Source organism: Candidatus Halobonum tyrrellensis G22, from assembly GCF_000495475.1.
Lineage (GTDB): Archaea > Halobacteriota > Halobacteria > Halobacteriales > Haloferacaceae > Halobonum > Halobonum tyrrellense.
In genome coordinates, this window is record NZ_ASGZ01000037.1 from 1 (window position 1) to 26,492 (window position 26,492).

Consider the following 26,492-nt stretch of genomic DNA (forward strand, 5'->3'; position numbering starts at 1 on the left):
GCGGGCGAGTCCGACGCCGGCCGCGACCAGCGCCAGTAGCCCGGCGAGCGCGACCACGGGTGTCGACAGCGGGACCGCCACCGCCGCCGCGGGGACCGCGAGGACGGCCAGCCCGTACGCGCACGCGAGGGTCCCGACGACGAGCGCGAGGTCGCGCGCCGACGGGCGCCGCCGGGTCACGCGTCCGCCTCCCCTCCGTCTCGACCGGAGTCGAAGGCGGCGTTCGGGTCGGTATCGGCGTCGTTCGGATCCGGAAGCCGTTCCACCGCGGCGACGGCTCGGGTCTCCCGTTCGGGGGTGGCCGACGAGTCACCGTACCGCACCCGCTCGAAGAGGACGCGGAGGTCGGCGACGGCGTCCGCCGGGAGACCCGCGTCGCGCGCCGCCGCCGTCACCTCGCCGGGCGTCCGCCGCGCCCAGTCGTCGCCGACGGCCTGGCGCGCGAGCGTCAGCCACGCGGCGGCGACGCCGTCGTCGGGGTCCGGGGTCGGCGGTGCCGGGTCCGACGGCCCGGCTGGCTCCGGTCGGTCGTCGTCGGCCGGGTCGACGGCGGCGTCGTCACCGGCCGCGAGGCGTCGGAGGAGCGCGGCCGCGGCCGCAAGCCCGCCGAGAACCAGCGCGACGGCCAGCGGAGCGGAGCCGGAGCCGCCGGGACCGTCGGTCGACCCGTCACCGTCGCCGCCGACCGAACCCGGCTCGGACTGCTGTTCGCCGTCGTCCGTCGGCGCTCCGGGCGTGTCGCTCGACGACTCGGAGCGGTCGACCCGGCCGCCGTCGTCGGCGGACGCCGAGCCGTCGAGGCAGTCGACTGCGTCGAACGTCGCGGCGCCGGCCGAGAGCGCGAGGACGGCGAGCGCCGCGGCGAGGAGGGGGGCGTACTCGCGTGGGGACACGCCGGGGACGTACAGCTATCGGGACAGTGAATCTGTCGGGTTCGGAGCCGTCCCGCCCGGTCGGACGGCACGAGGGCGGCGCGAGGGCGGAACGGGACGGAACGGGACGGCGCGCGGTGTCGGGTCCCGGCGAGCCATTCAAGCCCGTTGGGGCGAACGAACGGACGACGATGACGGGACCACGAGGGCGGTCGACGGGGTCGGTGACCGCCGCCGCGTCCGGCGACCGACCTGTCGGGGAGAGCGACCGCGGGGACCGCACGCCGTGATGGTGTTCACCCACATCGTCGTCGGCGCGTGTCTCGCACTGCCCGTCCTCGCGCTCGCGCCGTCGCTCGCGGTGCCCGCGGCGCTCGCGGGGATGGCCGGCGGACTCGCGCCCGACGTCGACCTGTTCGTCGGCCACCACCGCCGGACGCTCCACTTTCCGGTGGTCGGCTGGGCGCTCGCGCTGCCGGCGTGTGCGGCGGCGCTGCTCGCGCCGACCCCGTGGACCGCGGGGGCGGCGACGTTCGCGCTCGCGTTCGCCGTCCACGCGGGCAGCGACGCGCTCGGGGCGGGCAACGAGGTCCGACCGTGGGAGCGCAGCTCCGCGGAGGCGGTGTACGACCACCTCCACGGGACCTGGTGGCGGCCGCGCTATCTGGTCCGGTACGACGGCGCGCCGGAGGACCTGTTCGTCACCGCCGTCGGCGCGCTCCCCGGCGTCCTGCTCGTCGGCGGCGTCGTCCGGACGCTGTGTCTGGTCTGCGTCGCCCTCGGCACGGTGTACGTACTCGTCCGGCGAAACCTCCCGCCGTCCGTCGAGGAGTTCATCGGCTGACCGGCCGGGCCGCTGACGAACCGGCGGAGGGAGAAAGAGGCCGGAGCGGGGTGGCGGGCGGACGGCGCGTCGTCAGACCTCGTCGCCTTCGGTCTTCGTCACGTCGAGGTCGTCGACGTCGCCCTCGTACAGTTTCGCGCCGTCCTGTGCGACCTGCCGGGCGAGTACGGCGCACTTGATCCGCATCGGCGAGATGTCGACGCCGAGCATCTCCGTGATGTCGTCGGTGTCCATCGCGTCGAGTTCGTCGAGCGTCATGCCCGGCAGTCGCTCGGAGAGCATCGACGCCGACGCCTGCGAGATGGCGCAGCCGTCACCCGAGAAGGCGACCGACTCGATGGTCTCGCCGTCGTCGGCCAGTCCGACGTCGACGGTGAGCGTGTCGCCACACGAGGGGTTCTCCCCCGTGTGCGAGAACGTCGGGGCGTCGAGTTCGCCGTAGTTGCGCGGGTTCTTGTAGTGGTCCAGTATCTGCTGTCGGTACATGTCGGAGCCGCCGCCGATGCCCATAGTGGGTGTAAGTAGGCGAGTCCGGCCGAAAAGGATTCCGGGGCCGGTGGTCCGAGCCGAGGCGGGCGCCTGTCGACTAGGGGGTCACTCCGCCGGGAAGTGGAGCGTCCCGTCGTCGTCGTAGACGTACCCCGCTTCCTGGAGCCGCCCTCTGGCGGTCTCCATGCTCTCGTCGTACCGCGGGACGTCCGGGTTGTGGTACTGCCCGAACGACTCGTTGACGAGGTTGAACCCGGGTTCGGGGAAGCCGTAGAGGATCTGGTCGACGATGGCCGTCTTCGGGAGCGTGTTGACGACCGCCTGCCGGAACGCGCGGTCGTCCATCCCGGGGTTGCGGGTGTTCATGCTGCAGTGCCACCAGCCGTTGCCGGGCATCTGGTAGACGCCGATCTGGCTCTCCTCGCGGTTGTCGTTCAACTGCTTGCCGATCCGCGAGAACGGCAGGTAGTTGAGGTCGCCGTTGAGGAGGAGCTCCCACGTGGTCGAACTCTCGGGGATGATCCGCCAGATCCGGCTGTCGAAGCTCACCGGGTAGAAGTGGTTCTCGTTTTTCACGAGCGACAGTTCGCTCCCCTGGTCCCAGTAGTCGAACATCAGCGGTCCCGACCCGACGGGTTCGGTTATCTGCATGTCGAGCGGGGCGTCCCGCTCCGACCAGATGTGCTGGGGGATGATCGGCACCTGACTCGACAGTAGCAGGTGGACCGGACCCGGCGCGTTCTCCTCGGTGAAGTTGATCTGCACCCGGCCGTCGTCGAGCACCTCCGCGTCCTCGTACATCTGGATCTGCGTCCCGTACAGCGGCGCCCCGTGCTCTTTCATGTAGTTGAACGTGAAGGCGACGTCCTCGGGGGTGAGCGGTTCGCCGTCGTGCCACTGGTGGTCCTTGATGGCGTACCGAACGGTCGTCCGGTCGGGGCGCTCCCAGTCGCTCGCCAGCCCCGCCTCGGGGTCGATTTCGAGGTTGCCGTCGAAGCGGACCAGGTTGTCGTAGAGCACGTCGAGTTGGTGGCTGACCTTCGTCTGGGCGGGCGCGCCCACGGGGTTGAGCGTGCCGATGGTCTCCGACCACGACCCCCGGAGCTGGTTCTCCGGGTTGTCCACCTCGATGCTCGTCATGTTGTAGAAGTAGCCCGGGCCGCTGACGTGGTCGACCCAGCCCGACACCTGGTCGCTGTTGTACGCCACCACCGACGGCATCTGGACGATGGGGTTCGTCGGCGCCGCCTCGGTGATCGTGTTCTGGAACTCGTGGAGCGCGTCGACGCGCTCGCTCGTCTCGCTCGACGACAGCGCCGTCGCGAGCAGTTCGTCCGTCTCCTCGGAGTGCCAGCCGGTGAAGTTGCCCTCTCCGGGGTCGGTGTTCGACGACCGGAAGAACTCGTTCATCAACAGCCCGGGGTAGATGTCGTGGGTGTGGTTCCACGTACAGAAGTCGAAGTTCCGCTCGTCGCGCACCCGCGTGTAGAGGGTCCCCCACTCGAACACCTCGACGCCCACGTCGAGACCCAGGTCGTTCAGCCGGGTGCCGATCAGGTTGATCGCGTCGTGTCTCGCCGCGTTGTACGCCGCCGGGTTGTTGAAGTACTGGTAGGAGGGGAGCGCCTCGCCCGCCTCCCCGCCGCCCCCTTCGGTGTCGCTCGCGGTGGTTCCGTCGCCGCTCGCGTCGCTCGTCTCGCCGCCCGCGTCGCTCTCGCCGCCCCCGGAACAGCCGGCGAGCGCGCTCGTGACGGCTACGCCGCCCGAGGCGCCGACCGACGCGAGGAACCGGCGGCGGGTCGTCCGCTGGTTGTCAGATGATGACACGAGACGAGGTGCCGGGTGTGCGCGCTTAAATCTGTGTATGTCGCCCATACCTTCCGAAAGATCCGGTCCGATCCGGCGAAGAACTCCGAACTATCGATACATGCGTGGAGTGATTCGCCAAGTGCCACGACGAACCGTCGGACGGGTGCCGGGCGTGAGCGAAGACGGGAGACCGAGCGAGGGGAGACCGAGCGAAGACGAGCGGGGGGACGAGCGGAGGAGACGGACCCAGCGGAGGACGGCCGGTCGCCAGCGCCCTCACCGCGAGCGAGATCCGGCTTCGCCAGTCCGAGCGAGCGGCCTTCCGTCCGACCGGTTGCCGAGGGAGGCTCACCGCGGGGAGCGAGCGAAGCCGTTCGGGGGACCGCGAAGCGGTCTTCCGTGACGACGAGAGGCGCGAAGCGTCGCTCGAACCACGAGCGACCGAGGAATCGTCCCGGGAAGAGTTAGGCGAACAGCTGTCGCGCGTCGTCGATGGCGTCGACTAACTGGTCGACCTCCTCGCGCGTGTTGTAGAGGTAGAAGCTCGCGCGCGTGGAGGCGGCGACGCCGAGTTCGTCGTGGAGCGGCTGGGTGCAGTGGTCGCCCGCCCGCACCGCGACCGCGTGGTCGTTGAGGATGCTCGACAGGTCGTGGGCGTGGACGCCGTCGAGGTTGAACGAGACGAGGCCGGCGCGGTCGTCGCCCGGCGGGCCGTACACCTCGACGTCGTCGAACTCGGTCAGCCGGTCGTACGCGTACTCCGCGAGCAGCGACTCGTGGGCGTGGACGTTCTCCATCCCCAAGTCGTCGAGGTAGTCGATAGCGGCGTGGAGACCGACCCCCTGCGCGATGACGGGCGTGCCCGCCTCGAACTTCCACGGCAGGTCCTCCCACTCGGAGTCGTCGAACGACACCCGCCGGATCATCGACCCGCCGTAGAGGTACGGCTCCATCTCCTCGAGAACGTGCTCTTTCCCGTACAGCACGCCGATACCGGTGGGACCGCACATCTTGTGCCCCGAGAAGGCGTAGAAGTCGGCGTCTAACTCGCCGACGTCGACGGGCATGTGCGGCACCGACTGTGCGCCGTCGAGGAACGCGTACGCGCCGTGGTCGTGCGCGAGGTCCACCAACTCGGAGACGGGGTTGACGGTGCCGAGCGTGTTCGAGACGTGGACCGCGCTCACCATCCGGGTGTCGTCGTCGATCAACTCGCGGGCGTGGTCCATGTCGAGGCGGCCATCGTCGTCGACGCGGATGTACCGCGCCTCCGCGCCCGTCTTCTTGGCCGTCTGTTGCCACGTGACGAGCGAGGCGTGGTGTTCCATCTGGGTCATCACCACGTTGTCGCCCGGTTCCAACTCGTTGAGCCCCCACGCGTACGCCACGAGGTTCTCCGCCTCGGTGGCGTTCTTCGTGAAGACGACTTCCTCGCGGCCGTCGGCGCCGACGAACTCCGCCACGCGGTCGTGGGCGTTCTCGTAGGCGACGCTCGCCTCCTGGCTGAGGTGGTGGATCCCCCGGTGGACGTTCGCGTTGTACGACCGGTAGTAGTCCGCGATGGCGTCGATGACCCGGTCGGGGGTCTGGCTGGTCGCCGCGTTGTCGAGGTAGACCAGCGGTTTCGTGTCGTTCTCGTCCTCGCCCGGCGTGGTCACGTCGCCGCCCACCTTCCGGTCGAGGATGGGGAACTCCTCGCGGACGGCGTCGACGTCGAGCGGGTACTGTTCCTGCTGTGAGCTTCCCATTGTACGGAGGGAGGGGACGGAGGGGTAACATCCCTTCGGTCACCCCGAGTGTGTAACCGGTATCGGTTTCGTCGTTCGGGCGCCGAGCCGTCGGCTGGGTCCGTCGGCGGGCCGTGCCCGTCGGTTCGCGTACCGGCGACGTGCCGGCGGGGGGACCGGTCGACCCCGCCGTCGGCTACTCGGGCGGGTCGGCCGCGCCGACGAGGAAGCCGCGGACGTACGACAGCAGCGCGTACAGCCCGACCCCGACGGCTCCGAGCGCGAGGGCGCCGACGAACGGGTTCAGCGTCGCGAGGTAGAACGCCGCGACGACGACCGCGAGCGCGAACACGCCGAGGAGGGCGTCGAGGCGGACCAGCAGTCGGGAGTCGACCACGCGCCGACGTGAGCGAACGCGGGGAAAACGGTTCCGGTCGTCACGGGCGGGGTCGCGTCGGCGTCCGGCCGTCACACGCGCTCCCGGTCGCGCCCCGCGCTCCCGCGTCGGCGTCGACCGCGGTCCGCGACCCCGACGCCTCGCCGGTAGCGCGCGGGAGCGACACCGCGAACTCGCTCCCCTCCGGCCCGGTCTCGCGGAGTTCGACCGACCCGCCGTACCGCTCGGCCAGCGTCCGCACGAGGTAGAGACCGAGCCCGTGGGTTCGCTTCCGCGTCTCCCCGTCGAACAGTTGCTCGCGCCGCGAGTCGGGGATCCCCGGCCCGTTGTCGCACACGAGGACGGTCACCGTCTCGGCGTCGACCTCCGCGTCGACAGACACCCGGGGGGCGTCGCCGTCGTTGTGTTTGACCGCGTTGGTGAGCAGGTTCGAGAAGATGCGAAAACAGAGGTCGTCGGCCACGACGGTCAGCCCGTCGGGCACGTCGTTGTCGACGGCGACGTCGTACCGCGTCCGTAGCTCGGCCGTCTGCTCGGCGACGACCGTCGAGAGGTCGACGCGTTCGAACCCGCCCTCTCGGTCGGTCGCTTCGAGGAGGATCTGCGCGTCCTCGATGACCGAGGACATGCTCCGACTCTGCCGGCGGATGGTTTCGAGGTGGGCGCGCGAGCCGTCGTCGTCCGCCTCGTCGAGGAGCAGGTCGGCGTACCCCTCGATGACGTTCGCGGTGTTGAGCACCTCGTGTCTGAGCAGGCTGTTCATGTAGCTCAACCACTGGTGTTGGGTTTCGAGGTGCTCGGCGTGGGCGTTCCGCCGTTCGGCGACGCGCGCGCGGTGGACCGCCCGCGCCTCGATCCCGCCGACGAGCAGGCCGCCCGCGGCGCCGTATATCGCCGTCCCGCGTGCCCAGCCGACGTTGAACAGGAGGCTGTCCATCGGCCAGATCGCCATCAGGACCAGGTTGAGTCCGAGAAACCCCACGAGGCCGCCGAGACACCACCGCGCGACGCGGCGGTACTGGTCGGGTTCGACGTCGCTCCGGTCGAGTCGGTAGCCGGCGTAGCTGATCCCGAGGGCGGGGACGCCGCTGAACACGAACGCGAACAGGTAGTTGGCGACGAGGTCGCCGCCGAGGGCGAGCACGTCGGCCACCGCCCACTCGACGCCGATGAGGACGACACAGAGGAGACCGAACCACTCGAACAGCCGAGGGATCCGTTCCGGGGCGAGCACGCGGGTGGGTCTGAGGTACATCGGACGGTCTCGACGCGAGCGCGGTCGGACGAGCGCCGACTGCGGTTCGCGACAGTGTCCGGGGGAGCGTGCCGTGAGTGGATACGATTAACGCCCCGCGTATCAGGCGTGAGGATCGCGGCGGTCCGAGCGGGGAGCTACAGCCAGACGAGTTGGGCGTGGACCGTCCCGCCCACGTCGAGCACGCGGTCGGGGTCGATGATGCCCGCGTCGACGGCGACGCCGACGCACTCCTCGCCGACGAGGTTGGCGGTGGTCGCCCCCTTGAGGCTGGCGACGACCGACTCCTCGCCCGCCTCCTCGGCCGCCTCGCCGCCGTAGAACTCCTCGGTCACGTCGAGCGTGACCTCCCCGCTCTCGAACGTCTCGCCGAGCACGTCGGCGTCACAGACCGAGACCAGCGTCCCCTCGGGGGTGTCGCGCTCGGTGAGCAGCATCACCGCTCGCCGTACTCCTCGACCATCTCTTCTTCCGCCTGCTTGCGCATCTCCTCGGCGCGTTCGGCCACCTCCTCGGCCTCCTCGTCCCGGCCGAGTTCGTCGAGCGCGCGCGCCTTCTCCTCTAGGACCTCGGAGTTGCGCATGCCCAGCCGGATGGCGTTGTCGAAGGCGTTGACCGCCTCCTCCAGCAGGCCGCGTTCGACCAGGAAGAAGCCGCGGTTGTACCACGCCTGCGGGAACCGCGGGTCGGCCTCGACCGCGCGTTCGGCGTGTTCGAGCGCCTGCTCCGTCCGTCCGGACTCGTGGAGCGCGTACGCCAGGTTGGTCTCCGCGCTCGCGGCGTGTTCGGAGGAGTCGTCGATGCGGAGCGCCTCCTCGTAGGCGCCGATGGCCTCGTCCCACTCCTCGAGTTGGGCGTGCGCCGCCCCCTTGTTCACCCACGCCTCCTGCTCCTCTAACGAGTCCTCCGCGGCGAACTGCGCGGCGCGCTGGAACGTCTCGGTCGCCGCCTCGAACCGGTTGATCCCCATGTACGACAGCCCCACGTCGACCAGGCTCTCGACGTCGACTTTGTCCTTCGCGATGTTCCGCTCGTCGAGCAGGTCCGTGATCACGCGGGTGTCGACGGGGTCGACCTGCGAGGGGTCGGCGTTCAACTCCTCGGGGTCGAGACTGAACTCCTCGTAGTCCTCGTCGAGTCCCCCGCCGGAGGAGAACTCGTGCCGCCGACCCTCGCGCCCGTCGGCCCGCTCGGTGTTCTCGGGGTTCTCCCGGTCCTCGTCGCTCATACGGCCCGATTGGCCGAGCGTGCGGGTAAGGCTTGCGCGTCCCGCTTTTGCCCCTCCGACCCCTTCGGGAGTGTATGCCCCGGCTGTTCGTCTCGGTCGACCTGCCCGACGACCTCGCGTCCGCGTTCTCGGCGGCGGGCGCGCCGCTCGACGGCGTCGAGAGCCTCCGCTTTACCGACCCCGAGGGGGCGCACTGCACGCTGAAGTTCCTCGGCGACGTGCCCGACGAGGCGGTGAGCGGGGTGACCGACGCGCTCGAAACCGCCGTCGCCGACGCCGACGTGGGACCGTTCGACGCCGAGGTGGGCGGCGTCGGCGCCTTCCCCTCCCGCGAGTACATCAGCGTCGTCTGGGTCGGCGTCCGCGAGGGGAGCGCGGAGTTGACCCGACTCCACGAGGCGGTCGAACGCGAGACCACGGCGCTGGGGTTCGACGCCGAGGACCACGAGTTCACGCCGCACTTCACGCTCGCGCGGATGGACGACGCCCGCGGGAAAGAGCGCGTCCAGTCGTTCCTCGACGACGCCGACCCCACCGTCGGGACGTTCCGCGTCGAGGCGGTCGGACTCACGGAGAGCACGCTGACCGACGGCGGCCCGGAGTACTCGACAGTCGAACGGGTCGAGTTGTAACCGACGGACGCCCCGACTCAACCCCGTTCGACCGTCCGTGCCGCCAGGGCGAGTGTAAATGCAAGTTTTCGACAACCCCCATAATGTATATAAATCTGGAAAGATACCGTCGGGCGAGGGTATGTCATCGAGCCGACTATCCGAACGTCGGAACCGACCGAGAGCCGGGTCGATCCGGGTGCTCCACGTCGACGACGACCCGGCGTTCGCGGACCTGACCGCGACCTACCTCGAACGGGCCGACGACCGGTTCGCCGTCGAGACGGCGACGAGCGCCGACGACGGGCTCGACCGCCTCGTCGGGGGCGAGTTCGACTGCGTCGTCTCGGACCACGACATGCCCGGGCGGAACGGTCTCGAACTCCTCCGGTCCGTCCGCGCCGAGTACCCGAATCTGCCGTTCATCCTCTTCACCGGGAAGGGGAGCGAGGAGGTGGCGAGCGAGGCGATCTCGGCGGGCGTGACCGACTACCTCCAGAAGGAGCCGGGGACCGAACAGTACGCGATCCTCGCGAACCGGGTGCGGAACGCGGTCGAGCGCACGGTCGCCCAGCGCGAGCGCGAGCGTCACCTGAACGCCATCGAGACCGCACACGAGGGGATCGGCATCCTCGACGAGGACGAGCGGTTCGTCTACGTCAATCAGGCGTACGCTGAGCTGTACGGCTACGACTCGGAGACGCTGGTCGGCGAACACTGGGGGCGGCTCTACGACGACGAGACCGCGCGGACGATCGACGAGGAGGTCCGGCCGACGCTCGACGCGTCGGGCCGCTGGCAGGGGGAGAAGACGGGCGTTCGCGCCGACGGGACGACGTTCGTCGCCGAACACACCATCACGACCACCGACCACGGCGAGTTCGTCTGTCTCGTCCGCGACCTCACCGAGCGGAAGCGGCGCGAGCGGCGGTTCGAGGCGGTGTTCAACAACATGTACTCGTTCGTCGGGCTGCTCGACCCCGACGGGACGGTGGTCGAGGCCAACGAGACGGCCCTGGCGTTCGGGGGGCTGAGCCGGGAGGACGTGGCGGGAACGCCGCTCTGGGAGACCGGCTGGTTCGCGCCGAACGAAGGGTCCCGCACGAACGTCCGCGCGGCGGTCGAGCGGGCGGCGAGCGGCGAGCAGTACCGCGACCAGTTGCGCGTCCGGGGTGCCGACGGGGACGCGGTCGTCGACCTGCTGGTCCGCCCCGTGACCGACGAGGCGGGCGAGGTGACGCTGCTCCTCTGGGAGGGCCGCGACGTCACGGAGCGCCGGCGGCGGACGCGGGAGTTGGAGACGCTCGTCGACAACCTGCCGGGCGTGGTGTACCGGGGGACGGCCGATGGAGGGTGGCCGATGGAGGAGGTGGGCGGACGGGTCGAGCACCTGACGGGCTACTCGGCGTCCGAACTCGGATCGCAGGGGGGGCCGTGCGGCGACGAACTGGTTCACGAAGACGACCGCGAGGAGTGGCGCGAGACGACGCGGGCGGCCGCCGAGCGGCAGGAGTCGTTCGAGTTGACCTACCGCATCGTCACGAAGGAGGGAACGACGAAGTGGGTGTGGGAGCGGGGGCAGGGCGTCTCCGCCGTCGAAGGCGGGGCCGAGCACCTCGAAGGGTTCATCACCGACATCACGGCCCGGCGGGAGGTGACGGAGGAGCTACAGCGCGAGCGGGCGTTCGTCGAGCAGGCGCTCGACACGCTCGACGAACTGTTCTACGTGGTCGGCGAGGACGGCGACCTCCAGCGGTGGAACCGCCGGTTCGCCGACGTCACCGGCTACACGGACGAGGAACTGTCGGGGATGGACGCCGCCGAGTTCTTCCCCGACGACGAGCGCGAGCGGATCGCCGACGCGATCGATCGGACGCTGACGACCGGCAAGGTGATCGTCGAGGCGGACCTGCTCACGAAGGAGGGCGACCGGAAGCCCTACGAGTTCTCGGGGTCCCGGCTCCGCCACTCCGAACGGGACGTCGTCGGACTCGTCGGCGTGGGGCGCGAACTCGGCGGCCGGAAGCGGCACGAACGGACGCACGAACGCCGGAACGGGCGACTCGACGAGTTCGCGCGAACGGTGTCACATGACCTCGCGAGCCCGCTCAACGTCGCTCAGGGCCGGATCGAACTCGCCCGCGAGGAGTGCGACAGCGAACACCTCTCGGAGGCGGCCGGCGCGGTGAGCCGCGCTCAGGAACTCGTCGAGGACGCGGCGACGCTCGCGCAGGAGGACGACCGCAGCGGCGACGTCGAGGCGGTCGACCTCTCGCCGACGGTGAGGGACTGCTGGCGGAACACGGAGACCGCCGAGGCGACGCTCGTGGTCGATACGGAACTGACGATCCGCGCGGTCCGAAGCCGGCTCCAGCAGTTGCTGGAGAACCTGATCCGCAACGCGGTCGAACACGGGGGCGACACCGTCGTCGTGCGGGTCGGGGGGACGGACGGCGGGTTCTACGTCGCGGACGACGGACCGGGCATCCCCGAGGGGGAGCGCGACGAGGTGTTCGAGCCGGGGTACTCGACCGGCGAGGACGGGAGCGGATTCGGGCTGTGGATCGTGAGCCGGGTCGCCGACGACCACGGCTGGGAGGTCGAGGTCACGGCGAGCGAGGAAGGGGGGACGCGCCACGATATCACCGGCGTCGACATCGTCGAGTGAGCGCGACCGCGCGGCGTGCGACCGTCGCTCGCGTCCGCGTTGGTTATATACGCTCGCACGGCCTACGTGGGAGGATGCCAGACGACAAGCAAGGTCGAGAGGATCAGGCGCGAACCGCCGAGCGTCGCCGGTTAGAGCGCGAGATCGCCGAGGAACTCGAACGCGCCGACGAGCCGGAACCGCCGGTCGACGCCGCGGACCTCGCGGCGGTCGAGGCGGACCTCGACGCCGTGTCGTTCCCGGCGACGGGGACGGAGGTGGTCGCGGCGGTCGGCGACCGCGCAGTCGAGACGCCCGACGGGAGCCACACCGTCGCGGAGTTGCTCCCGGACGCCGACGGGGAGACGTTCGACTCGCCCGCGGCCGTCCGGGCGCGCGTCCAACGGCCGACGGTCGCCGGGGCGATGAAGCGGGTCGTGGAGGCGGTCGGCAGACCCCCGAACACGGCGCCGCGCGAGTCGCAGTGGGAGGCGTACGAGCGGACGTTCCGGGAACTGGAGGCGATCGACGAGGACGACGACGACGAGGGGATCCGCGTCGTCGCCGACTGGATCGTCGAGCGGGCCCGCGAGACGGGGACGCCCCCGGGGTCGCGGGACGTCCGTCGGCGGGCGGCGAAGTTCTGCCGGTCGAACGGCTACACGGTCCGCGACGACGAGTGGCTCGGCGTGTAACCGGAGCGCTCGCCGCCCGCGGTCCGGGCGGACCGACCGCGCCTCCGGGGACGCCGACGGGGGACCCGGCTCAGGTGCCGTGCTGCCACGAGCCCATGTACTCGCGCTGTTCCTCCGAGAGTCCGTCGAAGCCGACCCCCTCGGCGTCGAGTTTGATCTCCGCCACCTCCCGATCCAACTCGTCGGGTACGTCGTAGACGCCCGCGTCGTACTCGGCGTCGTTCTCGACCAACTCGCGGACGCAGACCGCCTGCACGCCGAAGCTCTGGTCCATTACCTCCGCCGGGTGGCCGAGCGCGATGGGCGCCGCGAGGTTGACCAGCCGCCCCTCCGCGAGCACGTTCAGCCGGCGGCCGTCGTCCATCTCGTACGCCTCGACGCCGTCGCGCGCCTCGTAGCGGTCGGCCGCCATCTCGTCGAGTTGTTCGAGGTTGATCTCCACGTCGAAGTGGCCCGCGTTGGCGAGGAGGACGCCGTCGCCCATCTTCTCGAAGTGCTCTTCGGTGATCACGTCGCGGTTGCCGGTCGTGGTGAGGAACACGTCTCCCACCTCGGCGGCCTCCGCCATCGGCATCACGTCGTACCCCTCCATGTGGGCTTCGAGCGCCTTCCGGGGGTCCACCTCGCAGACGATGACGTTCGCGTTCTGCCCGGCCGCCTTCCCCGCGACGCCCTTCCCGCAGTAGCCGTAGCCCGCGACCACGACGTCCTTGCCGGCCCACGAGAGGTTGGTCGTCATCGCGATGGTGGCGAGGCTGGCCTCGCCCGTGCCGTGGACGTTGTCGAACAGCCGCTTCATCGGCGTGTCGTTCACCGCGAACACCGGGTACTCCAGCGCGCCGTCGTCGTCCATCGCGCGCAGGCGGTGGACGCCGGTCGTCGTCTCCTCGCAGCCGCCGAGGATGGAGTCGATGAGTTCGGGGTACTCCTCGTGGATGGCGGCGACCATGTCCATCCCGTCGTCGACGGTTATCGTCGGCTCGTGGCCGATGACCGACTCGATGGCGGCGTAGTAGTCGTCGTCGTCGACGCCGCGGACCGCGTAGGAGGTGACGGAGTCGTTGGCGTCGAGGGCGGCGCTCACGTCGTCGTGCGTCGACAGCGGGTTACAGCCGGTGATGGCGACGTCGGCGCCGCCGACCGCGAGCAGTTCCACCAGGTTCGCGGTCTTCGCCTCGACGTGCATCGCCATCCCGACCGTCTGGCCGTCGAGCGGTCGCTCGCTCTCGAACTCCGCGCGGAGTTCCGTCAAGATTGGCATGTGCTGGAGCGCCCACTCCATCTTCCGGCGCCCCTCCTCGGCGGCCGCCTCGGGGTCGTCGAGGTGTTCGGTGACGGGCGGGTACGGCTCGTCGCGTCCGGTCTCGCTCATGGGTCGCGGTTCGGCGCGTCACCCTTTAACCCCGCCGAAGCGGCCATCCGGCCGCCGAGGCGGGCCGCAGGCCGGGTGCGGCCCCGGCCGTGGTCCGGGTGCGGTCCCCGACCGCTGTCCGGTTCGATTCCAGCCACAGTCCGGTGCGATCCCGGCCACTGTCCGGGGACGGCTCCCCGCGGCGGCCCGGCGGCTCACTCGATCCGGTGGACGACGGAGTAGCCGACGGGTAGGACGACCAGCGGCAGCGACTCGCCGCCCGGCGCCCCCGGGTCGTCCGGGGTCGCCCGGCTACCGCTCCGCCCGGTCGACGGCGCCCGACGCCGCCTCCTGGGCGCGTTCGCGCACCTCCCCCTCGTCGAACGCGACCACGTCGCGGTCGTCCATCAGCACCCGGCCGTCACACACCGTGTGTCGCACGTCGCTCCCGCGGGCGGCGTACACCAGGTGCGAGACGAGGTCGTGGTGGGGGGTGAGGTGCGGGACGTCGAGGTCCACCACCGCGAGGTCGGCGTTCCGTCCAGGTTCGATCCGGCCGGAGTCGAACCCGAGGGCGTTGGCGCCGTTCTCGGTCGCCATCCGGAGGGCCGACTCCGCGGACACCGCGCTCGCGTCGTCGGCGGCGAGTTTGCCGACCATCGCGGCGTCGCGCATCTCGCCGAACACGTCGAGGTCGTTGTTCGAGGCGGCGCCGTCGGTGCCGAGCGCGACGTTGACGCCCGCGTCGAGCATCTCCTGGACCGGCGCCATCCCCGACGCGAGTTTCATGTTCGACGCCGGGCAGTGGACGACGGTGACGCCGCGGTCGGCGAGCAGGTGGATCTCGGACTCGTCGGTGTGGACGCCGTGGGCCGCCCAGGTGTCCGGTCGGAGGAGCCCGCGGTCGTCGGCGTACGCGCTCGGCCGTTCGCCCGCCTCGTCGACGATGGGGTCGACCTCCGCGGGCGTCTCGTTGAGGTGGAAGTGGAGCGGGATCCCCGCCTCCCGCGAGCGCTCGGCCGCCTCGTCGAGGAGTTCCTCGTCGACGGTGGTGAGCGAGTGGGGCATCACCGCCGTCCGGACGCGGCCGTCGGCGGCGCCGTCGAACTTCTCGGCGACGTGGAACGACTCGTCGAGGTCGGCCTGCGCGTCGTCGTCGTCCTTGCCGACGGTCACGACGCCGTGGCCGACCCGGGCGCGCATCCCCGAGCGGTCGACCACGTCCACGATATCCCCGACGTGGAAGTACATGTCGCCGACCGCGGTGACGCCCGAGCGGATCATCTCCACCATCGCGAGTTCGGCTCCCGCGCGCACGTCCGACCCGCGGAGCGTCGCCTCGATGGGCCAGACGTCCTCGCGGAGCCACGCGTCGAGCGGCTTGTCGTCGGCGTACCCCCGGAGGAGCGTCATCGCGGCGTGGCTGTGGGCGTTGACCAGCCCCGGGATGACGAGACCGTCGGAGGCGTCGAGCGTGTCGTCGGCGTCGGCGCCGAGGTCCGACCCCACCTCGACGATGTCGCCGGCGTCGGCGTCGACCAACACGTCCCGCTTCTCGACCGCGAACCCGGGCGTCAACACGAACCCGTCGGTGAGCGCGAGCGTCGTCATGTCGGGAGCGTCGGGCGGCCCCGTACTCAATCCGTCGGCACGCGCCCGTCGCCCGCCCCCTCGGTGTCGTGCCCCCGTACGCGGTCGATGCGGTCGCCGAGCGGGACGGTCGCCGACAGCGGGTTCGGCACCCGTCGGCGCGACGGCTCCATCGCGTGGAACTCGGCGTACCGCTCGAACGCCGCGACGACCGCGTCGGCGCCCACCCGCTCGGCGGCGTAGTCGTCGGCCGCGGCGACGCCCCGCCGCGCGACCCACAACCCCGCGAGGAGAACGACGACGGCGGCGCCCACCAGCGGCCACAGCGGGCCGGGCGAGAGCGCGAACAGGAGCGCGGCCGCGCTCGCGAGCACCGCCCCGAGCCGGCGGGCGATCACGCGCGAGCGGGTCCGACCGGCCTGGACGGCCAGGAGCGCCGTTGCGGTGTCGTCGTCGTACGCGTCGAAGAACGCATCCGTCACGAACAGCCGCCGGTGGCTCGCCGCGCCGCGGACGAGCGCGCTCGCCGTCTCCGCGCCGTCGGTCTCGAACACGCGCGCGTCCCGCACCGACAGCCCCGCCCGCTCGCGGAGCGCGTCGAGGCGGTCCGCCTCGGCGTCGGTCGGCCGGCGAGTCGACCGCATCGCGGTCACGACCCACGGCGATCCGACGACGACGATCACCCCGAGAACGACGAACCCGGCGACCAGCCCGAGCTGGGAGCCGACACTACCCCGAGGCCCCCCGAGGCCGAGTCGGAACGCGGGGACGAAGAGCGCGAACAGCACCGCGAACGCGACCACGTACCGGGTCATCTGCGCGAGCGCGGTCGTCGTCGACAGCGGGACGTCGCGGGCCGCGCGCACCCCGCGGACCGTCGGCGCGTACGCCGCCAGTCCGACGACGCCGCCCGCGAGGAACGTCACGAACTCGGCGAACACGGTGCCCGCGAACCCGCCCACCCACGGGAGGAACGCGGCTCTGACCGCCAGCCCGAAGTCGAGGAGCGCGAGCAGGCCGTAGCTCCCGAGCGCGAGCGGGCCGACGACGAGCGCGTACAGCAGGCGGTACTTCCCGACCGGGTTCGACAGCCGCCGGGCGAGAGCGCTCCCGGCGGCGCCGACGACGAGGCCGGCGACACAGAGGACGAGGAGGAGCGCTCCAGGTACGGCGAGTCCGGAGGGGGTTGACTGGATGAGGACCACGTCGGGACCAGTCCGACCGCCGCCAAAGACGTATCGCTCACGCCCGGGCGGCGCGGTACGGCGGGCGAGGTCGGGCGGCGGGGAGGGTCGGACAGCAGGCGGGGTCGGGCGGCGCCCGCACCCGATTCGACCCGGCCGGCGGAGGGAAAGAGCGTTGTGCGCCCGCGCCGTCGCCCCGGGCATGCGCATCGCCGTGCCCAACAAGGGCCGTTTACACGAGCCGACGATGGACCTCCTCGAACGGGCGGGGCTACACGTCGAGGACACCGCCGACCGCCAACTGTACGCCGACACGGTCGACCCCGACGTGTCCGTCCTATTCGCACGCGCGGCCGACATTCCCGAGTACGTCGCCGACGGCGCAGCGGACGTCGGCGTCACCGGTCTCGACCAGGCGCGCGAGTCGGGCACCGACCTGGTCGACCTGCTCGACTTGGAGTTCGGCCGGTGTCGACTCGTGCTCGCGGCGCCCGAGGCGGGCGACATCACCACCCCGGCCGACGTCGAAGGGGGGACGGTCGCCACCGAGTTCCCCCGCATCACCCGGGAGTACCTCGCCGAGGCGGGCATCGACGCCGAGGTGGTCGAGGTGACGGGCGCGACCGAACTCACCCCGCACGTCGACATGGCCGACGCCATCGTCGACATCACCTCGACGGGGACGACCCTCCAGGTGAACCGGCTCGCGGTGGTCGACGAGGTGCTCGCCTCCTCCGTTCGACTGTTCGCCCGCCCGGACGCCGTCGACGACCCGAAGGTCGAGCAGGTGGCGACCGCGTTCGAGTCGGTGGTCGCCGCCGAGGACAAGCGCTACCTGATGATGAACGCGCCGCGCGAGCGGTTAGAGGAGGTGAAGGACGTCATCCCGGGGCTGGGCGGGCCGACGGTGATGGACGTCGCCGACGGCGACGACGACCGGGTGGCGGTCCACGCCGTCGTCGACGAACGGCGGGTGTTCGAGGTGATCACTGACCTGAAGGCGGCGGGCGCGAGCGACGTGCTCGTCACCGAGATAGAGCGGCTGGTGGAGTAGTCGTCCGGCCGGGGTGCGGGCTCGGCCGCCCGGTACCCCGAACACGACCGCCGAGGCGGCCCACGGGAGCGCCGTCCGCGTCCGCCGACGCCCACGTGAGCGGTCCCCGCTCAGCGGTCCCGCCGACGAACCTCGGCGGCCGCCTCGCCTCCGCGTTCGTCCGCCGACTCACCCGCCCGCCACCGCAGGTCCGGGACCAGCACGCGCGGGTCGAGCCGTCCGTCGCCGGTCCGGCGGTCCCACGCGACCGTCGCGGCGGTCCCGACGACGAGCGCGGCGACGCCGAGCAGGCCCGCCTCCGGCCCGAACGCGCCGCCGGTGACGAGCGGCGGCCCGACCGGTTCGAGGTCGAGGAGGTGCGCGCCGGCGGTCGTCCCGCTGACCGGCAGGCCGTACACCACGCCCTGCGTGAAGTTCCAGGTGACGTGGACGCCGACCGGGAACGAGAGCCGGCCCGTGAGGACGTAGCCCACGCCCAAGAACACCCCCGCGAGCGCCACCCCGAGCGTCGACAGCGGCGACGCGCCGGGGTTCGCCCAGTGGGCGACGCCGAACACCGCGGCGCTGACGAGGAGCGCCCCGGCGGCGGCGGCCCGGTCGTCGAGGTAGCCCGACAGCGCCTCGGCGGCGTTCGTGAGCAGGTAGCCGCGGAGCAGGAGTTCCTCGTAGAAGCCGACCGCGAGGTAGAGGACGACCGCGCCCGCGAACGCGGCGGGCGCGCCGACCGTCGTGTCGACCAGTCGGAACCAGCCCGCGAGGAGACCGACGCCGGCGACGAGCGTCTGGAGCGCGACGCCGAGCCCCAGCCCCGCGAGGAGGTCCGCGACCCAGCCCCGCTCGGCTCTGAGACCGAGGTCGGCGAGTCGCCGCCGGTCGACGACCCGCGCGACGGCCAGGACGCCCGCGGTCACGGCGACGCCGGACGCGACGGTACCGACCGCGCCGCCCGCGGCGATACCGCCGCCCCGGAGCGGGACGACCAGGAAGCCGGCGGCGAGCAGCGCGACGAACACCGCGGCGACGAGCGCCACCAGCCGGAGGGGGGCGGGCGGGCGGCGCTCGTCGGCGTTCCAGACGAGCGAGCGGAGCGCGGCGCGGGGGGTCACTGGCTCGCTTCCCCCCTCACCCGGGCGCGGTCTGGTAGAGCGCGAGCGTCTGGTTGACCGATATCGCGAGGATGAGCGTGAGCGAGTAGTGGACGGCCGTCACCATCGCCGTCCCGCGCCAGTTCAACTCGTACGACAGCGAGACGGCGACGAAGTCGACGGTCAGCGCCAGCGGGATGACCGCGTACGCCGGCAGCACCACCGCCGACAGCATCACCGTCGCCGTGGCCACGCCGGGGGCGACCGCCCGGCGGAGCTCCGCGGCGTCGCCGAGCACGAAGTAGGCGGCGGTGTTGGCGACGAACGTCGAGAACACCGCGAGCAACAGGAACCCGCCCACGACCGAGACGGGGGAGACCTGAAGCGGGAACACGCGTGCGGGCTACCCGAGCAGGCCCAGGTCCGAGAGCCGGTCGGTGATGACCTCGACGGCCGCCTGCGCGTCCGCCGGCTCCTTCCCCCCCGTGATCACGAGTTTCCCCGAGCCGAACAGCAGCGCGACCACGTCGGGCTCGTCCAGCCGGTAGACCAGCCCGGGGAACTGCTCGGGTTCGTACTCGATGTTCTCCAGCCCCAGCCCGATGGCGATGGCGTTGAGGTTGAGCGACTTGCCCAGGTCCGCGGAGGTGACGATGTTCTGGACGGTGATCTCGGGGTCCTCCTCGATGGGAATCTGGAGGTCTCGTAGCTTGTCGAAGACGATGTAGAGCGCCTCGTGAACGTCGTCGGTCGACTTCGCGCCCGTACAGACTATCTTCCCCGACCGGAAGATCAGCGCCGCGCTCTTCGGCTCCTGGGTACGGTAGACGAGACCGGGAAACTGCTCGGGGTCGTAGTCCGCCCCCTCGAGGTCCATGGCGACGGTCTGGAGGTCCAGCTCCTGACCGATGCCGGTGGACGCGACGACGTTCTCGATGTTGATCGTCTCCTTCGGATCGACCATGGTATCGACTTAAGGGTCGTATTTAAGGTTTAAAGTAGTACCGCCGTGCGGCGGCGGGTCGAACAGGGTCGTTCGGGCGGGTCGAGCGGCCCCCGCCGGACCGGGGGGTGACGGGGGGCGTGAGCAGGGGCGAGCACGGGCGACGGCCGACCCGGAGTCGGGGGGTTGATGCCCGGCGGCGACTCACCGTCCGACGTGTACGGGCTGGAACTCGCCGGCGAGGAGGACGCCTTCGCCGCCCGCGAGGCGGCGACGGCGGCGGGAGGCGTCCGCGTCGTCGCCACGGGGCTCGCGCTCGCGGACGGCGTCGACCGGACGGCGGCGCGGCGGCTGGCGTACACCCGGTCGGTGCTCGACCTGCTCGGGCGGACCGACGCCGACCCGCGGAGCGCGCGCGCCGTCGTCGCGGCGTCGGACCTCCGGGGCGTGCGCCCGGCGTCGGGGAGCGTCGCGGTCCGCGCGCGGGTGGTCCGCGACTCCGCGCCCGTCAGCACCGCCGAGACCGAACGGCGCTGCGGCGCCGCGCTGGTCGACCGGGGATTCTCCGTCGACTTGGACGACCCCGAGCACGTCCTCCGGGTGCTGTTCGCCGACGACACCTGCCTGGTCGGCTGGGTGGCCGCCGAGTCCGTGCGGGACTTCGGTACCAGGAAGCCGACCGACCGGCCGTTCTTCCAGCCGGGGAGCATGGATCCGATGGACGCCCGCGCGTACGCCAACCTTGCGGGTGCGGGGGCGGGCCGCCGGCTGCTCGACCCGATGTGTGGCACCGGCGGCACGCTCATCGAGGCGGGCCTCGCGGGCAGCGACGTGGTCGGCGTCGACGCGCAGGCCAAGATGGTCCGCGGCAGCCGCGAGAACCTCGGGCGCTACGTCCCCGACGCCGACCGAGCCGTCCTCCGGGGCGACGCCACCGCGCTCCCCCTCCGCGACGACTCGGTCGACGGCGTCGTCTTCGACGCGCCGTACGGTCGCCAGTCGAAGATAGCGCGCCACGACCTCTCGGACCTGGTCGCGGGCGCGCTCTCGGAGGCCGCGCGGGTCGCCCCGCGGGGGGTGCTCGTCGCCGACCGCTCGTGGCGCGACGCCGCCGTGAGCGCGGGCTGGCGCGTCACCGACGCGTTCGAGCGGCGGGTCCACCGCTCGCTCGTCCGGCACGTCCACGTGCTCGAACGGGTCCGCGACCGGAGCGAACCCGGTCGACGACCGACTCAGCCGCTCTCGAACCGGCGGTAGGTGTAGTACGCCAGTGCCGGCACCGACACGACGTACAGCGGCGCGAACAGCGCCGCCGCGACGAGGTGGACCACGCCGACGCCGGCGACGAACGCCGTCCGGGGGGCGAAGTCGGCGTCCGCTCGCCGGAGCGCCCGCGCGTCGAGGACGACGGCGACGAGGACGACGAGCGCGGCGAGCGCCGCGAGCCACGACGCCGCGACTCCGAGGACGAACCCCGCGATACCCGCCAGTACGTCCGCGTCGGTCAACTGGTCGTCGAGCGAGACGGCGAGGAACAGGTCGGAGGCGAGCGTCGCGCCGACCGACAGCAACACCGGAAGCGGGAACAGCGCGACGCCGTAGCGCCACGGCGACGTGCGGGTGGAGGGCACAGCTCGGAGGTGACGACACGACCGCGTAAGCGTTTTCGTCCGTCCGACGTCGCTCGCCTACTCCCGCCGCGCGAGCACCGACCGACCCGCGTACACCCGCTCGCCCTCCCTCACCCGCACGTCCTCGCGGTCGTACGACGGCGGGAGCAGCACGTCCGCCCGCGAACCGAACGCGATGTGGCCGACGCGGCCGCCCCGTGTGACTCGTTCTCCACCCGAAACGTAGGGGGTGATCCGGCGGGCGAACCAGCCGGCGACGAGCGCGCAGCCGAACTCCGTCGTCCCGCCGTCGTCCGACTCGTCGGCCGCGACGGCGAACTCGACCCGCTCGTTGCGGTCGGAGTCCTTACAGAATGCCGGGCGGTGGGCGGCGCCGCGGTGGGTCACCTCGCGCACCTCGCCGCCGACGGGCGCGCGGTTGACGTGGACGTCGAACGGGCTCATGAACACGCCGACGCGGAGGCGGTCGCCCTCCTCGCGGAGCACCGACACCCGGCCGTCGGCGGGCGCGAGCACGCCCGCTCCCGCGGGTTCGCGGTCGGGGTCGCGGAAGAACCACAGCGAGAAGCCCGCGGCCAGGAGCAGCAGCGCGCCCGCCGGCGGGACAACGAGCGCCGCGAGTGCCGCGGCGGCGAGCAACGGGAGCGTGACCCGGCCGGCACCGGGGGCGAGGCGGTCGGGGAGGGGTCCGGGGGTCACGCGTCGGCGGTGTCGCGGACGGGCGTCTCGAACGTCCGCCGACCCGCTCCCCACGCCGCGAGCAGGTGGGTGAGGTGGAGGCGGTCGTCGGTCCCCGCCGAGAGGTCGAGGTCGGCCTCACCCGCCAGCGCGTGGAGGCGGGCGACCGCCTCGGCGTCGGCGTCCGACTTCGAGCGGGCGACGCGGAGCAGTTCCCGGAGGAGGTCGCCGCCGTCGAACCCCTCCTCGAACAGCAGGTCGTCGACCGTCCCCCGTGCGTCCGAGAGGTCGCCCGCCCGCGCGGCCGACAGCGCCGACAGCACCTGCTCGTCGGTCCCCACGTCGTCGAGCGTCTCGTACGCCCCCTGCATCGTCACCTCCCCGTGTTCGACCGCGGCCGTCTGGGCGGCGAGCACCGCCCGGCGGAGGTCGCCCCCGGCGGCGCTGGCGACGTACTCCAGGCCGTCGTCGTCGTAGTCGACGCCCTCGGCCTCGCAGACCCCCGCCAACACCCCGATGGTCTCGTCGGTCGTCGGCGCGCGCACCGGCACCGGGAAACAGCGCGACCGGATCGGCGGGATGAGTTTGGAGGGCTGGCGGGTGGCGATCACGAACTGCGTGGTGCGGTGGAACCGCTCCATCACGCGGCGGAGCGCCTGCTGGAAGTCCTCGCGGATCGCCTCGGCGTTGTCGAGCACGAGCGTCTTGTACTCGCCCGACACCGGCGCGTTCGCGGCCGACTCCTTGAGCACGCGGTTGATCATGTCGCGCTTCGCCATCCGGCTCCTGCCTTCGAGGAACGGCTCGAACCGCGGGTCGGTTCGGATCTCCTTTTTCGTGCGGTCGAAGAAGTCGGCGACGTTGATCTCGATCAGGTCCGTGTCGGGGGCGGCGTGCGCCTCGCGGGCGAGCGCGCGGACCGCGGCGGTCTTGCCGACGCCGGCCGGTCCCTGCACGACGAGGTTCATCGGCTGGTCGACGGCGCGCGCGAGGCGGTCGCGGACCTCGGACTGGGGGAGGTCGGCGAGCGCCGGGGCGTGCGTCTCGGTCCACAGCGGGCCGTCCATCTGTCTGTCGAGCCTAACGGGCCGGCGGGTATGAAGGTAGCCATGCCCGGTCGCGCCGCCGGCGGGGCGCCGACCGAAGACACTTGCCCCCCGCCCCGGATCGGTCGCGTATGGTCTCCCGAACCACTCTCGCGGTCGCCCTCTTCGCGTTCCTCGGCGGCGTCGCCGTCGGCGGCGTCGGCGCCGGCGCGGCCCTCTCGCTCGACGACCCGTTCGCCAGCCAACCCGTCGACGAGGCCCGCCTCGCGTCGTTCGAGAGGGCCTCGGTCGGCTGTGTCGACCCGGCCTCGCCCGACCGGCTTCCCGACTCGTCGGCGAGCGGTCCCAACGGCTCCGGCACGGACCTGACGCTCCGGCAGAACCTCACCGTCGCCGAGCCCGGGGCGACGCTGTCGGGCGACGTCGACGAGGTGGCGCCGGGGACGTACGCGCTCCGGATGCGGACGGAGGGCGGCGACGCGAACGCCACCGTCTGTCCCGACGGACGGACCGAGACGCGGTTCGTCGCGAACCTCACGTTCCCCGACGAGGAGTACACGCTCCTCCTCTTTCACGACGGCGAGTACGTCGGGTCGAACTACGCCAGCCGGTCGTCGGGACTCCTCTCCGGCGGGGCGAGCGGCGGCGGGAGCGTCTCCGGCGGGGCGAGCGGCGCGGCCGGCGGGAGCGCGTCGACCGAATCCGACGGCGAGACTCCGGCGAACGCTACAGCGAGCGACGCGCCCCCGTAGTCCGTCCGCCCGGCCGCCGGTCCACCGCTCGCGCGTCGCCAACCGAGACGCGAACGCGGCGGACCGCGCGAACGGCGTCCCTAGGGCGTCCTGGGGAAAGTACGTCGCAGAAACGGCGGGTGTGGTCGGTGAGCGGGTCAGTCGGCGGTCACGCGGGTCTGCCCGTCGGTCGCGGCCCGCCCGTCCGTGACCATCCGGTAGAGACCGAGGCCGAACAGGACGACCAGTCCGACTATCACCAGACCGGTACGCACCGCCGGGTCGACGGCGGGGGTGGCGACCACCTCGCCCGCCTCGTTCGTCGTCGGTGCGGCGCCGTACGGCTGGCCGGCGAGGATCTCGACGATCCCCAGGCCGACGATGCCGAGCAGCGTCGACACCGCACCGAGCGCCAGTGCGACTCGTTCGACCGTGTCGAGTTGGGTCACGCGTGAGTCACCTCCTTCAGCCGAGTAGGTACCGCAGCGTCGGGTAGTTCTCGACGATGCCGGTCGTCTCGAGCAGCCCGTCGAGACCGAAGTACCGGCCGGCGCCGAACACGATCATCGTCCCGAACAGCAGCAGCCCCATCAGGTCGCCGTTGACGAGTCCGTGGCCGAACTCGGCGTTGCCGACCCAGAACAGGGTCATGAAGAACGCCCCGCCGACCGAGGCCAACCGGACGAGCGCGCCGGTGATCAGCGCGAGCCCGATGAGCGTCTCGAACAGCGGGACGCCCGGCCTGACGAGCCACGCGAGGTTTTCACCCATCAACACGGGGAGCGGACCGAGCGCGGTTCCGGTCATCCCTCGGAGGTACGTCGGGGCGTACGTGTAGTTGAGGCCGCTCTCGATGAGCTTCGTCACGCCCGAGTGGAAGAACCACCACCCGGTGACGACGCGCAACAGCGCGATCCAGCCGGCGGCGAGCGGCCCGTCGACGTCGAATCCGAACTCGTTCGCCAACGGGTTTGTCTCGGAGTACGCCATCTGTCTTACCTCACGTGTGGGAGTCGGGACGGACGCACGGTATAATCCCGGTCCCCTTCCCAGTCGTCTGGAATCGGAGGCGGTCGCCGCGACGCTCGCCGGGTCGCTGGATCGCCGGGCCGACGGACCGGTCGACTCCGCGCCTCGGTGTGGCGTCGTCGCCGGACCGCGGGCAGTCGCCGGGTCGCCGACCCCCATCGACCCGCGGGACCGCCGCGCTTCGACAGCGTTTCACCGCGGCCCCTCCGAACACCCGCCATGACGCTACGGGTGACGTTCCTCGGGACGAGCGGCGCGGTGCCGACGGTCGAGCGCGCCCCCAGCGCGCTCCACGTCAACCGCGAGGGGGACGAACTGCTGTTCGACTGCGGCGAGGGCACCCAGCGGCAGATGATGACGTTCGGCACCGGGTTCGGTCTCTCGCACGTCTTCGTCACCCACCTCCACGGCGACCACGTCCTCGGGGTTCCGGGGCTGGTCCAGAGTCTCGACTTCAACGACCGCGAGCGGGCGCTCGCCATCCACGGCCCCCCGGGGTCGAAACGCCACCTCCGCGAGTTGGTCCACGTGGTGGGCAACGACCCGACGTTCCCGGTCCGTATCACCGAGGTGGCGCCGGGGAGCGTCGCGCTCTCGCGGGAGGGGTACGAGGTGCGCGCGTTCGAGACCGACCACCGCACCCGGTCGGTGGGGTACGTGCTCGTCGAGGACGACCGGAAGGGCCGGTTCGACCGGCGGAAAGCCGAGGAGGAGTTGGGTATCCCGCCGGGTCCGCTGTACGGCCGCCTCCACGCGGGCGAGTCGGTCGAACTCGACGACGGCACCGTCGTCGACCCCGAGCAGGTCGTCGGGTCGCCCCGCCCCGGCCGAAAACTCGTCTACACGGGCGACACGCGGCCGACGGGCGCGACGGTCGCGGCGGCCGAGGACGCGGACCTCCTGATACACGACGCGACGTTCGCGGACGACGCCCGCGACCGCGCGCAGGCGACCGCCCACTCGACGGCGCGGGAGGCGGCCGAGATGGCCCGCCGCGCGGGGGCGAAGCGGCTCGCGCTCACGCACGTCTCCTCGCGGTACGCCGCGCGGGTCGGGCGGCTGGAGGCGGAGGCGCGCGAGGCGTTCGACGGCGAGGCGTTCGTCCCCGACGACGGCGACGAGGTGGCGGTCGAGTTCCCCGACGCCGAGGGGTCGTAACCCGAGAATCGACCGACGGAACCGGCACCGAAACTTCGGACGGGAGACGAACCCGAACTACAGGTCGTCCCAGCCCTCGAAGTGTTTGAGCCGGATCCTCAGTTCGAACTCCGACCAGTCGCACTCCTCGGCGAGGAAGGTAGCGAGCGCCCCGAACTCCCCGGTGACGAGTTCGAGACCGCGATTCCCGCGGTCGGCGATGAACAGGTGGCCCCGGACCGACTCGATAGCCGCTTTCGCCTCGTCCAAGTCGTGGGAGGGAACTGCGGCACGTCGACGGATTTCGTCTCCGGACAACGGAGAGCCGTACGAGTGAGTCGTCACGAGAGTCCGGATCACCTCACACTCGTATTGGGTATCGACCACACCTGTTTTGTCCCCGCCCCTCACATAAAACCCCACATAGAAGTAGGGTGGAAGCCAATCCTTTTGTGGCCT

The 26,492-nt window shown here is 71.6% G+C and carries 29 protein-coding genes; 8 read left to right on the forward strand and 21 right to left on the reverse strand.

Annotation, left to right across the window (positions count from 1 at the left end; all coding sequences use genetic code 11):
* Both K933_RS11080 and K933_RS11085 read right to left on the reverse strand, forming a co-directional pair.
* A partial coding sequence (locus K933_RS11080; RefSeq protein WP_152529813.1) for a hypothetical protein occupies positions 1-180 on the reverse strand: 180 nt, incomplete at its 3' end.
* Positions 177-893 carry a DUF4129 domain-containing protein gene (locus K933_RS11085; protein WP_023394827.1) on the reverse strand — a complete coding sequence of 239 codons (717 nt, stop codon included), beginning with the start codon at positions 891-893 and terminating at the stop codon, positions 177-179. The genes K933_RS11080 and K933_RS11085, both read right to left, overlap by 4 nt.
* Before the next feature lie 268 nt (positions 894-1,161).
* Here K933_RS11085 and K933_RS11090 point away from each other — a divergent pair, with 268 nt between their 5' ends.
* On the forward strand, positions 1,162-1,716 hold the full coding sequence (locus tag K933_RS11090) for a hypothetical protein (protein WP_023394828.1): 555 nt from the start codon (positions 1,162-1,164) through the stop codon (positions 1,714-1,716).
* A gap of 72 nt (positions 1,717-1,788) precedes the next feature.
* On the opposite strand, the gene K933_RS11095 is transcribed toward K933_RS11090, so the two are convergent.
* The 7 genes from K933_RS11095 to K933_RS11125 form a co-directional block, all read right to left on the reverse strand.
* Positions 1,789-2,220, reverse strand: a complete 432-nt coding sequence (locus K933_RS11095) for an iron-sulfur cluster assembly scaffold protein (protein WP_049947821.1) — start codon at positions 2,218-2,220, stop codon at positions 1,789-1,791.
* A gap of 90 nt (positions 2,221-2,310) precedes the next feature.
* On the reverse strand, positions 2,311-4,032 hold the full coding sequence (locus K933_RS11100) for an ABC transporter substrate-binding protein (protein ID WP_023394830.1): 1,722 nt from the start codon (positions 4,030-4,032) through the stop codon (positions 2,311-2,313).
* A 446-nt stretch (positions 4,033-4,478) separates the two neighbouring features.
* Positions 4,479-5,762, reverse strand: a complete 1,284-nt coding sequence (gene sufS, locus K933_RS11105; RefSeq protein WP_023394831.1) for a bifunctional cysteine desulfurase/selenocysteine lyase SufS — start codon at positions 5,760-5,762, stop codon at positions 4,479-4,481.
* A 175-nt stretch (positions 5,763-5,937) separates the two neighbouring features.
* Positions 5,938-6,138 (reverse strand): hypothetical protein, encoded by a 201-nt coding sequence (locus K933_RS11110; RefSeq protein WP_023394832.1) that lies wholly within the window; start codon positions 6,136-6,138, stop codon positions 5,938-5,940.
* Between the two features lie 40 nt (positions 6,139-6,178).
* Positions 6,179-7,393 carry a sensor histidine kinase gene (locus tag K933_RS11115; RefSeq protein WP_023394833.1) on the reverse strand — a complete coding sequence of 405 codons (1,215 nt, stop codon included), beginning with the start codon at positions 7,391-7,393 and terminating at the stop codon, positions 6,179-6,181.
* A 137-nt stretch (positions 7,394-7,530) separates the two neighbouring features.
* A complete protein-coding gene (locus tag K933_RS11120; protein WP_023394834.1) occupies positions 7,531-7,830 on the reverse strand; it encodes a DUF424 domain-containing protein in 300 nt (99 codons plus the stop codon).
* A complete protein-coding gene (locus tag K933_RS11125) occupies positions 7,830-8,621 on the reverse strand; it encodes a tetratricopeptide repeat protein (RefSeq protein ID WP_023394835.1) in 792 nt (263 codons plus the stop codon). The genes K933_RS11120 and K933_RS11125 overlap by 1 nt, the downstream gene beginning before the upstream one ends.
* A gap of 74 nt (positions 8,622-8,695) precedes the next feature.
* Between K933_RS11125 and thpR the strand changes: the two genes are divergently transcribed.
* From thpR to K933_RS11140, 3 genes are all read left to right on the forward strand, one after another.
* Positions 8,696-9,253 carry an RNA 2',3'-cyclic phosphodiesterase gene (gene thpR, locus K933_RS11130; RefSeq protein WP_023394836.1) on the forward strand — a complete coding sequence of 186 codons (558 nt, stop codon included), beginning with the start codon at positions 8,696-8,698 and terminating at the stop codon, positions 9,251-9,253.
* A gap of 121 nt (positions 9,254-9,374) precedes the next feature.
* Complete coding sequence (locus K933_RS11135) at positions 9,375-11,900, forward strand: PAS domain S-box protein (RefSeq protein ID WP_049947815.1); 2,526 nt, start codon at positions 9,375-9,377, stop codon at positions 11,898-11,900.
* 74 nt (positions 11,901-11,974) lie between these two features.
* On the forward strand, positions 11,975-12,574 hold the full coding sequence (locus K933_RS11140; RefSeq protein ID WP_023394838.1) for a DUF5789 family protein: 600 nt from the start codon (positions 11,975-11,977) through the stop codon (positions 12,572-12,574).
* 70 nt (positions 12,575-12,644) lie between these two features.
* On the opposite strand, the gene K933_RS11145 is transcribed toward K933_RS11140, so the two are convergent.
* The 3 genes from K933_RS11145 to K933_RS11155 form a co-directional block, all read right to left on the reverse strand.
* A complete protein-coding gene (locus K933_RS11145) occupies positions 12,645-13,946 on the reverse strand; it encodes an adenosylhomocysteinase (protein WP_023394839.1) in 1,302 nt (433 codons plus the stop codon).
* 291 nt (positions 13,947-14,237) lie between these two features.
* Positions 14,238-15,536: an amidohydrolase gene (locus tag K933_RS11150; RefSeq protein WP_023394840.1), complete on the reverse strand. Its 1,299-nt coding sequence runs from the start codon at positions 15,534-15,536 to the stop codon at positions 14,238-14,240.
* A 26-nt stretch (positions 15,537-15,562) separates the two neighbouring features.
* On the reverse strand, positions 15,563-16,720 hold the full coding sequence (locus K933_RS11155; protein WP_023394841.1) for a hypothetical protein: 1,158 nt from the start codon (positions 16,718-16,720) through the stop codon (positions 15,563-15,565).
* Positions 16,721-16,901: 181 nt separating this feature from the next.
* On the opposite strand from K933_RS11155, the gene hisG reads away from it, so the two are divergent.
* Positions 16,902-17,753, forward strand: a complete 852-nt coding sequence (gene hisG, locus K933_RS11160) for an ATP phosphoribosyltransferase (protein ID WP_023394842.1) — start codon at positions 16,902-16,904, stop codon at positions 17,751-17,753.
* Between the two features lie 110 nt (positions 17,754-17,863).
* Here hisG and K933_RS11165 read toward each other — a convergent pair whose 3' ends face one another.
* The 3 genes from K933_RS11165 to K933_RS11175 are packed head-to-tail and all read right to left on the reverse strand — an operon-like array spanning position 17,864 to position 19,802.
* On the reverse strand, positions 17,864-18,859 hold the full coding sequence (locus K933_RS11165) for a CPBP family intramembrane glutamic endopeptidase (RefSeq protein WP_023394843.1): 996 nt from the start codon (positions 18,857-18,859) through the stop codon (positions 17,864-17,866).
* A gap of 16 nt (positions 18,860-18,875) precedes the next feature.
* Entirely contained in the window at positions 18,876-19,232 is a 357-nt protein-coding gene (locus K933_RS11170; RefSeq protein WP_023394844.1) for a DUF7473 family protein, read from the reverse strand.
* Between the two features lie 9 nt (positions 19,233-19,241).
* Positions 19,242-19,802, reverse strand: a complete 561-nt coding sequence (locus K933_RS11175) for a TATA-box-binding protein (RefSeq protein ID WP_023394845.1) — start codon at positions 19,800-19,802, stop codon at positions 19,242-19,244.
* 168 nt (positions 19,803-19,970) lie between these two features.
* Here K933_RS11175 and K933_RS11180 point away from each other — a divergent pair, with 168 nt between their 5' ends.
* Positions 19,971-21,038 carry a methyltransferase domain-containing protein gene (locus tag K933_RS11180; protein ID WP_023394846.1) on the forward strand — a complete coding sequence of 356 codons (1,068 nt, stop codon included), beginning with the start codon at positions 19,971-19,973 and terminating at the stop codon, positions 21,036-21,038.
* On the opposite strand, the gene K933_RS11185 is transcribed toward K933_RS11180, so the two are convergent.
* The 3 genes from K933_RS11185 to K933_RS11195 are packed head-to-tail and all read right to left on the reverse strand — an operon-like array spanning position 21,014 to position 23,157.
* On the reverse strand, positions 21,014-21,412 hold the full coding sequence (locus K933_RS11185; protein ID WP_023394847.1) for a hypothetical protein: 399 nt from the start codon (positions 21,410-21,412) through the stop codon (positions 21,014-21,016). The genes K933_RS11180 and K933_RS11185 overlap by 25 nt on opposite strands.
* Positions 21,413-21,469: 57 nt before the next feature.
* Positions 21,470-22,111, reverse strand: coding sequence for a protein sorting system archaetidylserine decarboxylase (locus K933_RS11190; RefSeq protein WP_023394848.1), 642 nt, complete (start codon positions 22,109-22,111; stop codon positions 21,470-21,472).
* Positions 22,108-23,157, reverse strand: a complete 1,050-nt coding sequence (locus K933_RS11195; RefSeq protein ID WP_023394849.1) for an AAA family ATPase — start codon at positions 23,155-23,157, stop codon at positions 22,108-22,110. Before K933_RS11195 ends, K933_RS11190 begins: the two co-directional genes overlap by 4 nt.
* Before the next feature lie 110 nt (positions 23,158-23,267).
* On the opposite strand from K933_RS11195, the gene K933_RS11200 reads away from it, so the two are divergent.
* Positions 23,268-23,888 (forward strand): hypothetical protein, encoded by a 621-nt coding sequence (locus tag K933_RS11200; RefSeq protein WP_023394850.1) that lies wholly within the window; start codon positions 23,268-23,270, stop codon positions 23,886-23,888.
* Between the two features lie 137 nt (positions 23,889-24,025).
* Here the strand turns inward: K933_RS11200 and K933_RS11205 are convergent, their stop codons facing one another.
* Positions 24,026-24,316 carry a hypothetical protein gene (locus K933_RS11205; protein ID WP_023394851.1) on the reverse strand — a complete coding sequence of 97 codons (291 nt, stop codon included), beginning with the start codon at positions 24,314-24,316 and terminating at the stop codon, positions 24,026-24,028.
* Positions 24,317-24,332: 16 nt separating this feature from the next.
* The gene (locus tag K933_RS11210) at positions 24,333-24,857 is read right to left on the reverse strand and encodes a DoxX family protein (RefSeq protein WP_023394852.1); all 525 of its coding nucleotides are present in this window, start codon (positions 24,855-24,857) and stop codon (positions 24,333-24,335) included.
* Between the two features lie 258 nt (positions 24,858-25,115).
* Here K933_RS11210 and rnz point away from each other — a divergent pair, with 258 nt between their 5' ends.
* Positions 25,116-26,054, forward strand: coding sequence for a ribonuclease Z (gene rnz / locus K933_RS11215; RefSeq protein ID WP_023394853.1), 939 nt, complete (start codon positions 25,116-25,118; stop codon positions 26,052-26,054).
* Positions 26,055-26,111: 57 nt separating this feature from the next.
* Here the strand turns inward: rnz and K933_RS11220 are convergent, their stop codons facing one another.
* Entirely contained in the window at positions 26,112-26,303 is a 192-nt protein-coding gene (locus K933_RS11220) for a hypothetical protein (RefSeq protein WP_023394854.1), read from the reverse strand.
* Positions 26,304-26,492: the final 189 nt, after the last annotated feature.

What these genes read in the sequence shown, in the direction of transcription:
- rnz (WP_023394853.1), top strand. Translation starts at nt 25,116, where the DNA reads ATGACGCTACGGGTGACGTTCCTCGGGACGAGCGGCGCGGTGCCGACG.
- K933_RS11140 (WP_023394838.1), top strand. Translation starts at nt 11,975, where the DNA reads ATGCCAGACGACAAGCAAGGTCGAGAGGATCAGGCGCGAACCGCCGAG.
- K933_RS11145 (WP_023394839.1), bottom strand. Translation starts at nt 13,946, where the DNA reads ATGAGCGAGACCGGACGCGACGAGCCGTACCCGCCCGTCACCGAACAC.
- sufS (WP_023394831.1), bottom strand. Translation starts at nt 5,762, where the DNA reads ATGGGAAGCTCACAGCAGGAACAGTACCCGCTCGACGTCGACGCCGTC.
- K933_RS11090 (WP_023394828.1), top strand. Translation starts at nt 1,162, where the DNA reads ATGGTGTTCACCCACATCGTCGTCGGCGCGTGTCTCGCACTGCCCGTC.
- K933_RS11210 (WP_023394852.1), bottom strand. Translation starts at nt 24,857, where the DNA reads ATGGCGTACTCCGAGACAAACCCGTTGGCGAACGAGTTCGGATTCGAC.
- thpR (WP_023394836.1), top strand. Translation starts at nt 8,696, where the DNA reads ATGCCCCGGCTGTTCGTCTCGGTCGACCTGCCCGACGACCTCGCGTCC.
- K933_RS11120 (WP_023394834.1), bottom strand. Translation starts at nt 7,830, where the DNA reads ATGCTGCTCACCGAGCGCGACACCCCCGAGGGGACGCTGGTCTCGGTC.
- K933_RS11150 (WP_023394840.1), bottom strand. Translation starts at nt 15,536, where the DNA reads ATGACGACGCTCGCGCTCACCGACGGGTTCGTGTTGACGCCCGGGTTC.
- K933_RS11180 (WP_023394846.1), top strand. Translation starts at nt 19,971, where the DNA reads ATGCCCGGCGGCGACTCACCGTCCGACGTGTACGGGCTGGAACTCGCC.
- hisG (WP_023394842.1), top strand. Translation starts at nt 16,902, where the DNA reads ATGCGCATCGCCGTGCCCAACAAGGGCCGTTTACACGAGCCGACGATG.
- K933_RS11135 (WP_049947815.1), top strand. Translation starts at nt 9,375, where the DNA reads ATGTCATCGAGCCGACTATCCGAACGTCGGAACCGACCGAGAGCCGGG.
- K933_RS11115 (WP_023394833.1), bottom strand. Translation starts at nt 7,393, where the DNA reads ATGTACCTCAGACCCACCCGCGTGCTCGCCCCGGAACGGATCCCTCGG.
- K933_RS11175 (WP_023394845.1), bottom strand. Translation starts at nt 19,802, where the DNA reads ATGGTCGATCCGAAGGAGACGATCAACATCGAGAACGTCGTCGCGTCC.
- K933_RS11200 (WP_023394850.1), top strand. Translation starts at nt 23,268, where the DNA reads ATGGTCTCCCGAACCACTCTCGCGGTCGCCCTCTTCGCGTTCCTCGGC.
- K933_RS11125 (WP_023394835.1), bottom strand. Translation starts at nt 8,621, where the DNA reads ATGAGCGACGAGGACCGGGAGAACCCCGAGAACACCGAGCGGGCCGAC.
- K933_RS11195 (WP_023394849.1), bottom strand. Translation starts at nt 23,157, where the DNA reads ATGGACGGCCCGCTGTGGACCGAGACGCACGCCCCGGCGCTCGCCGAC.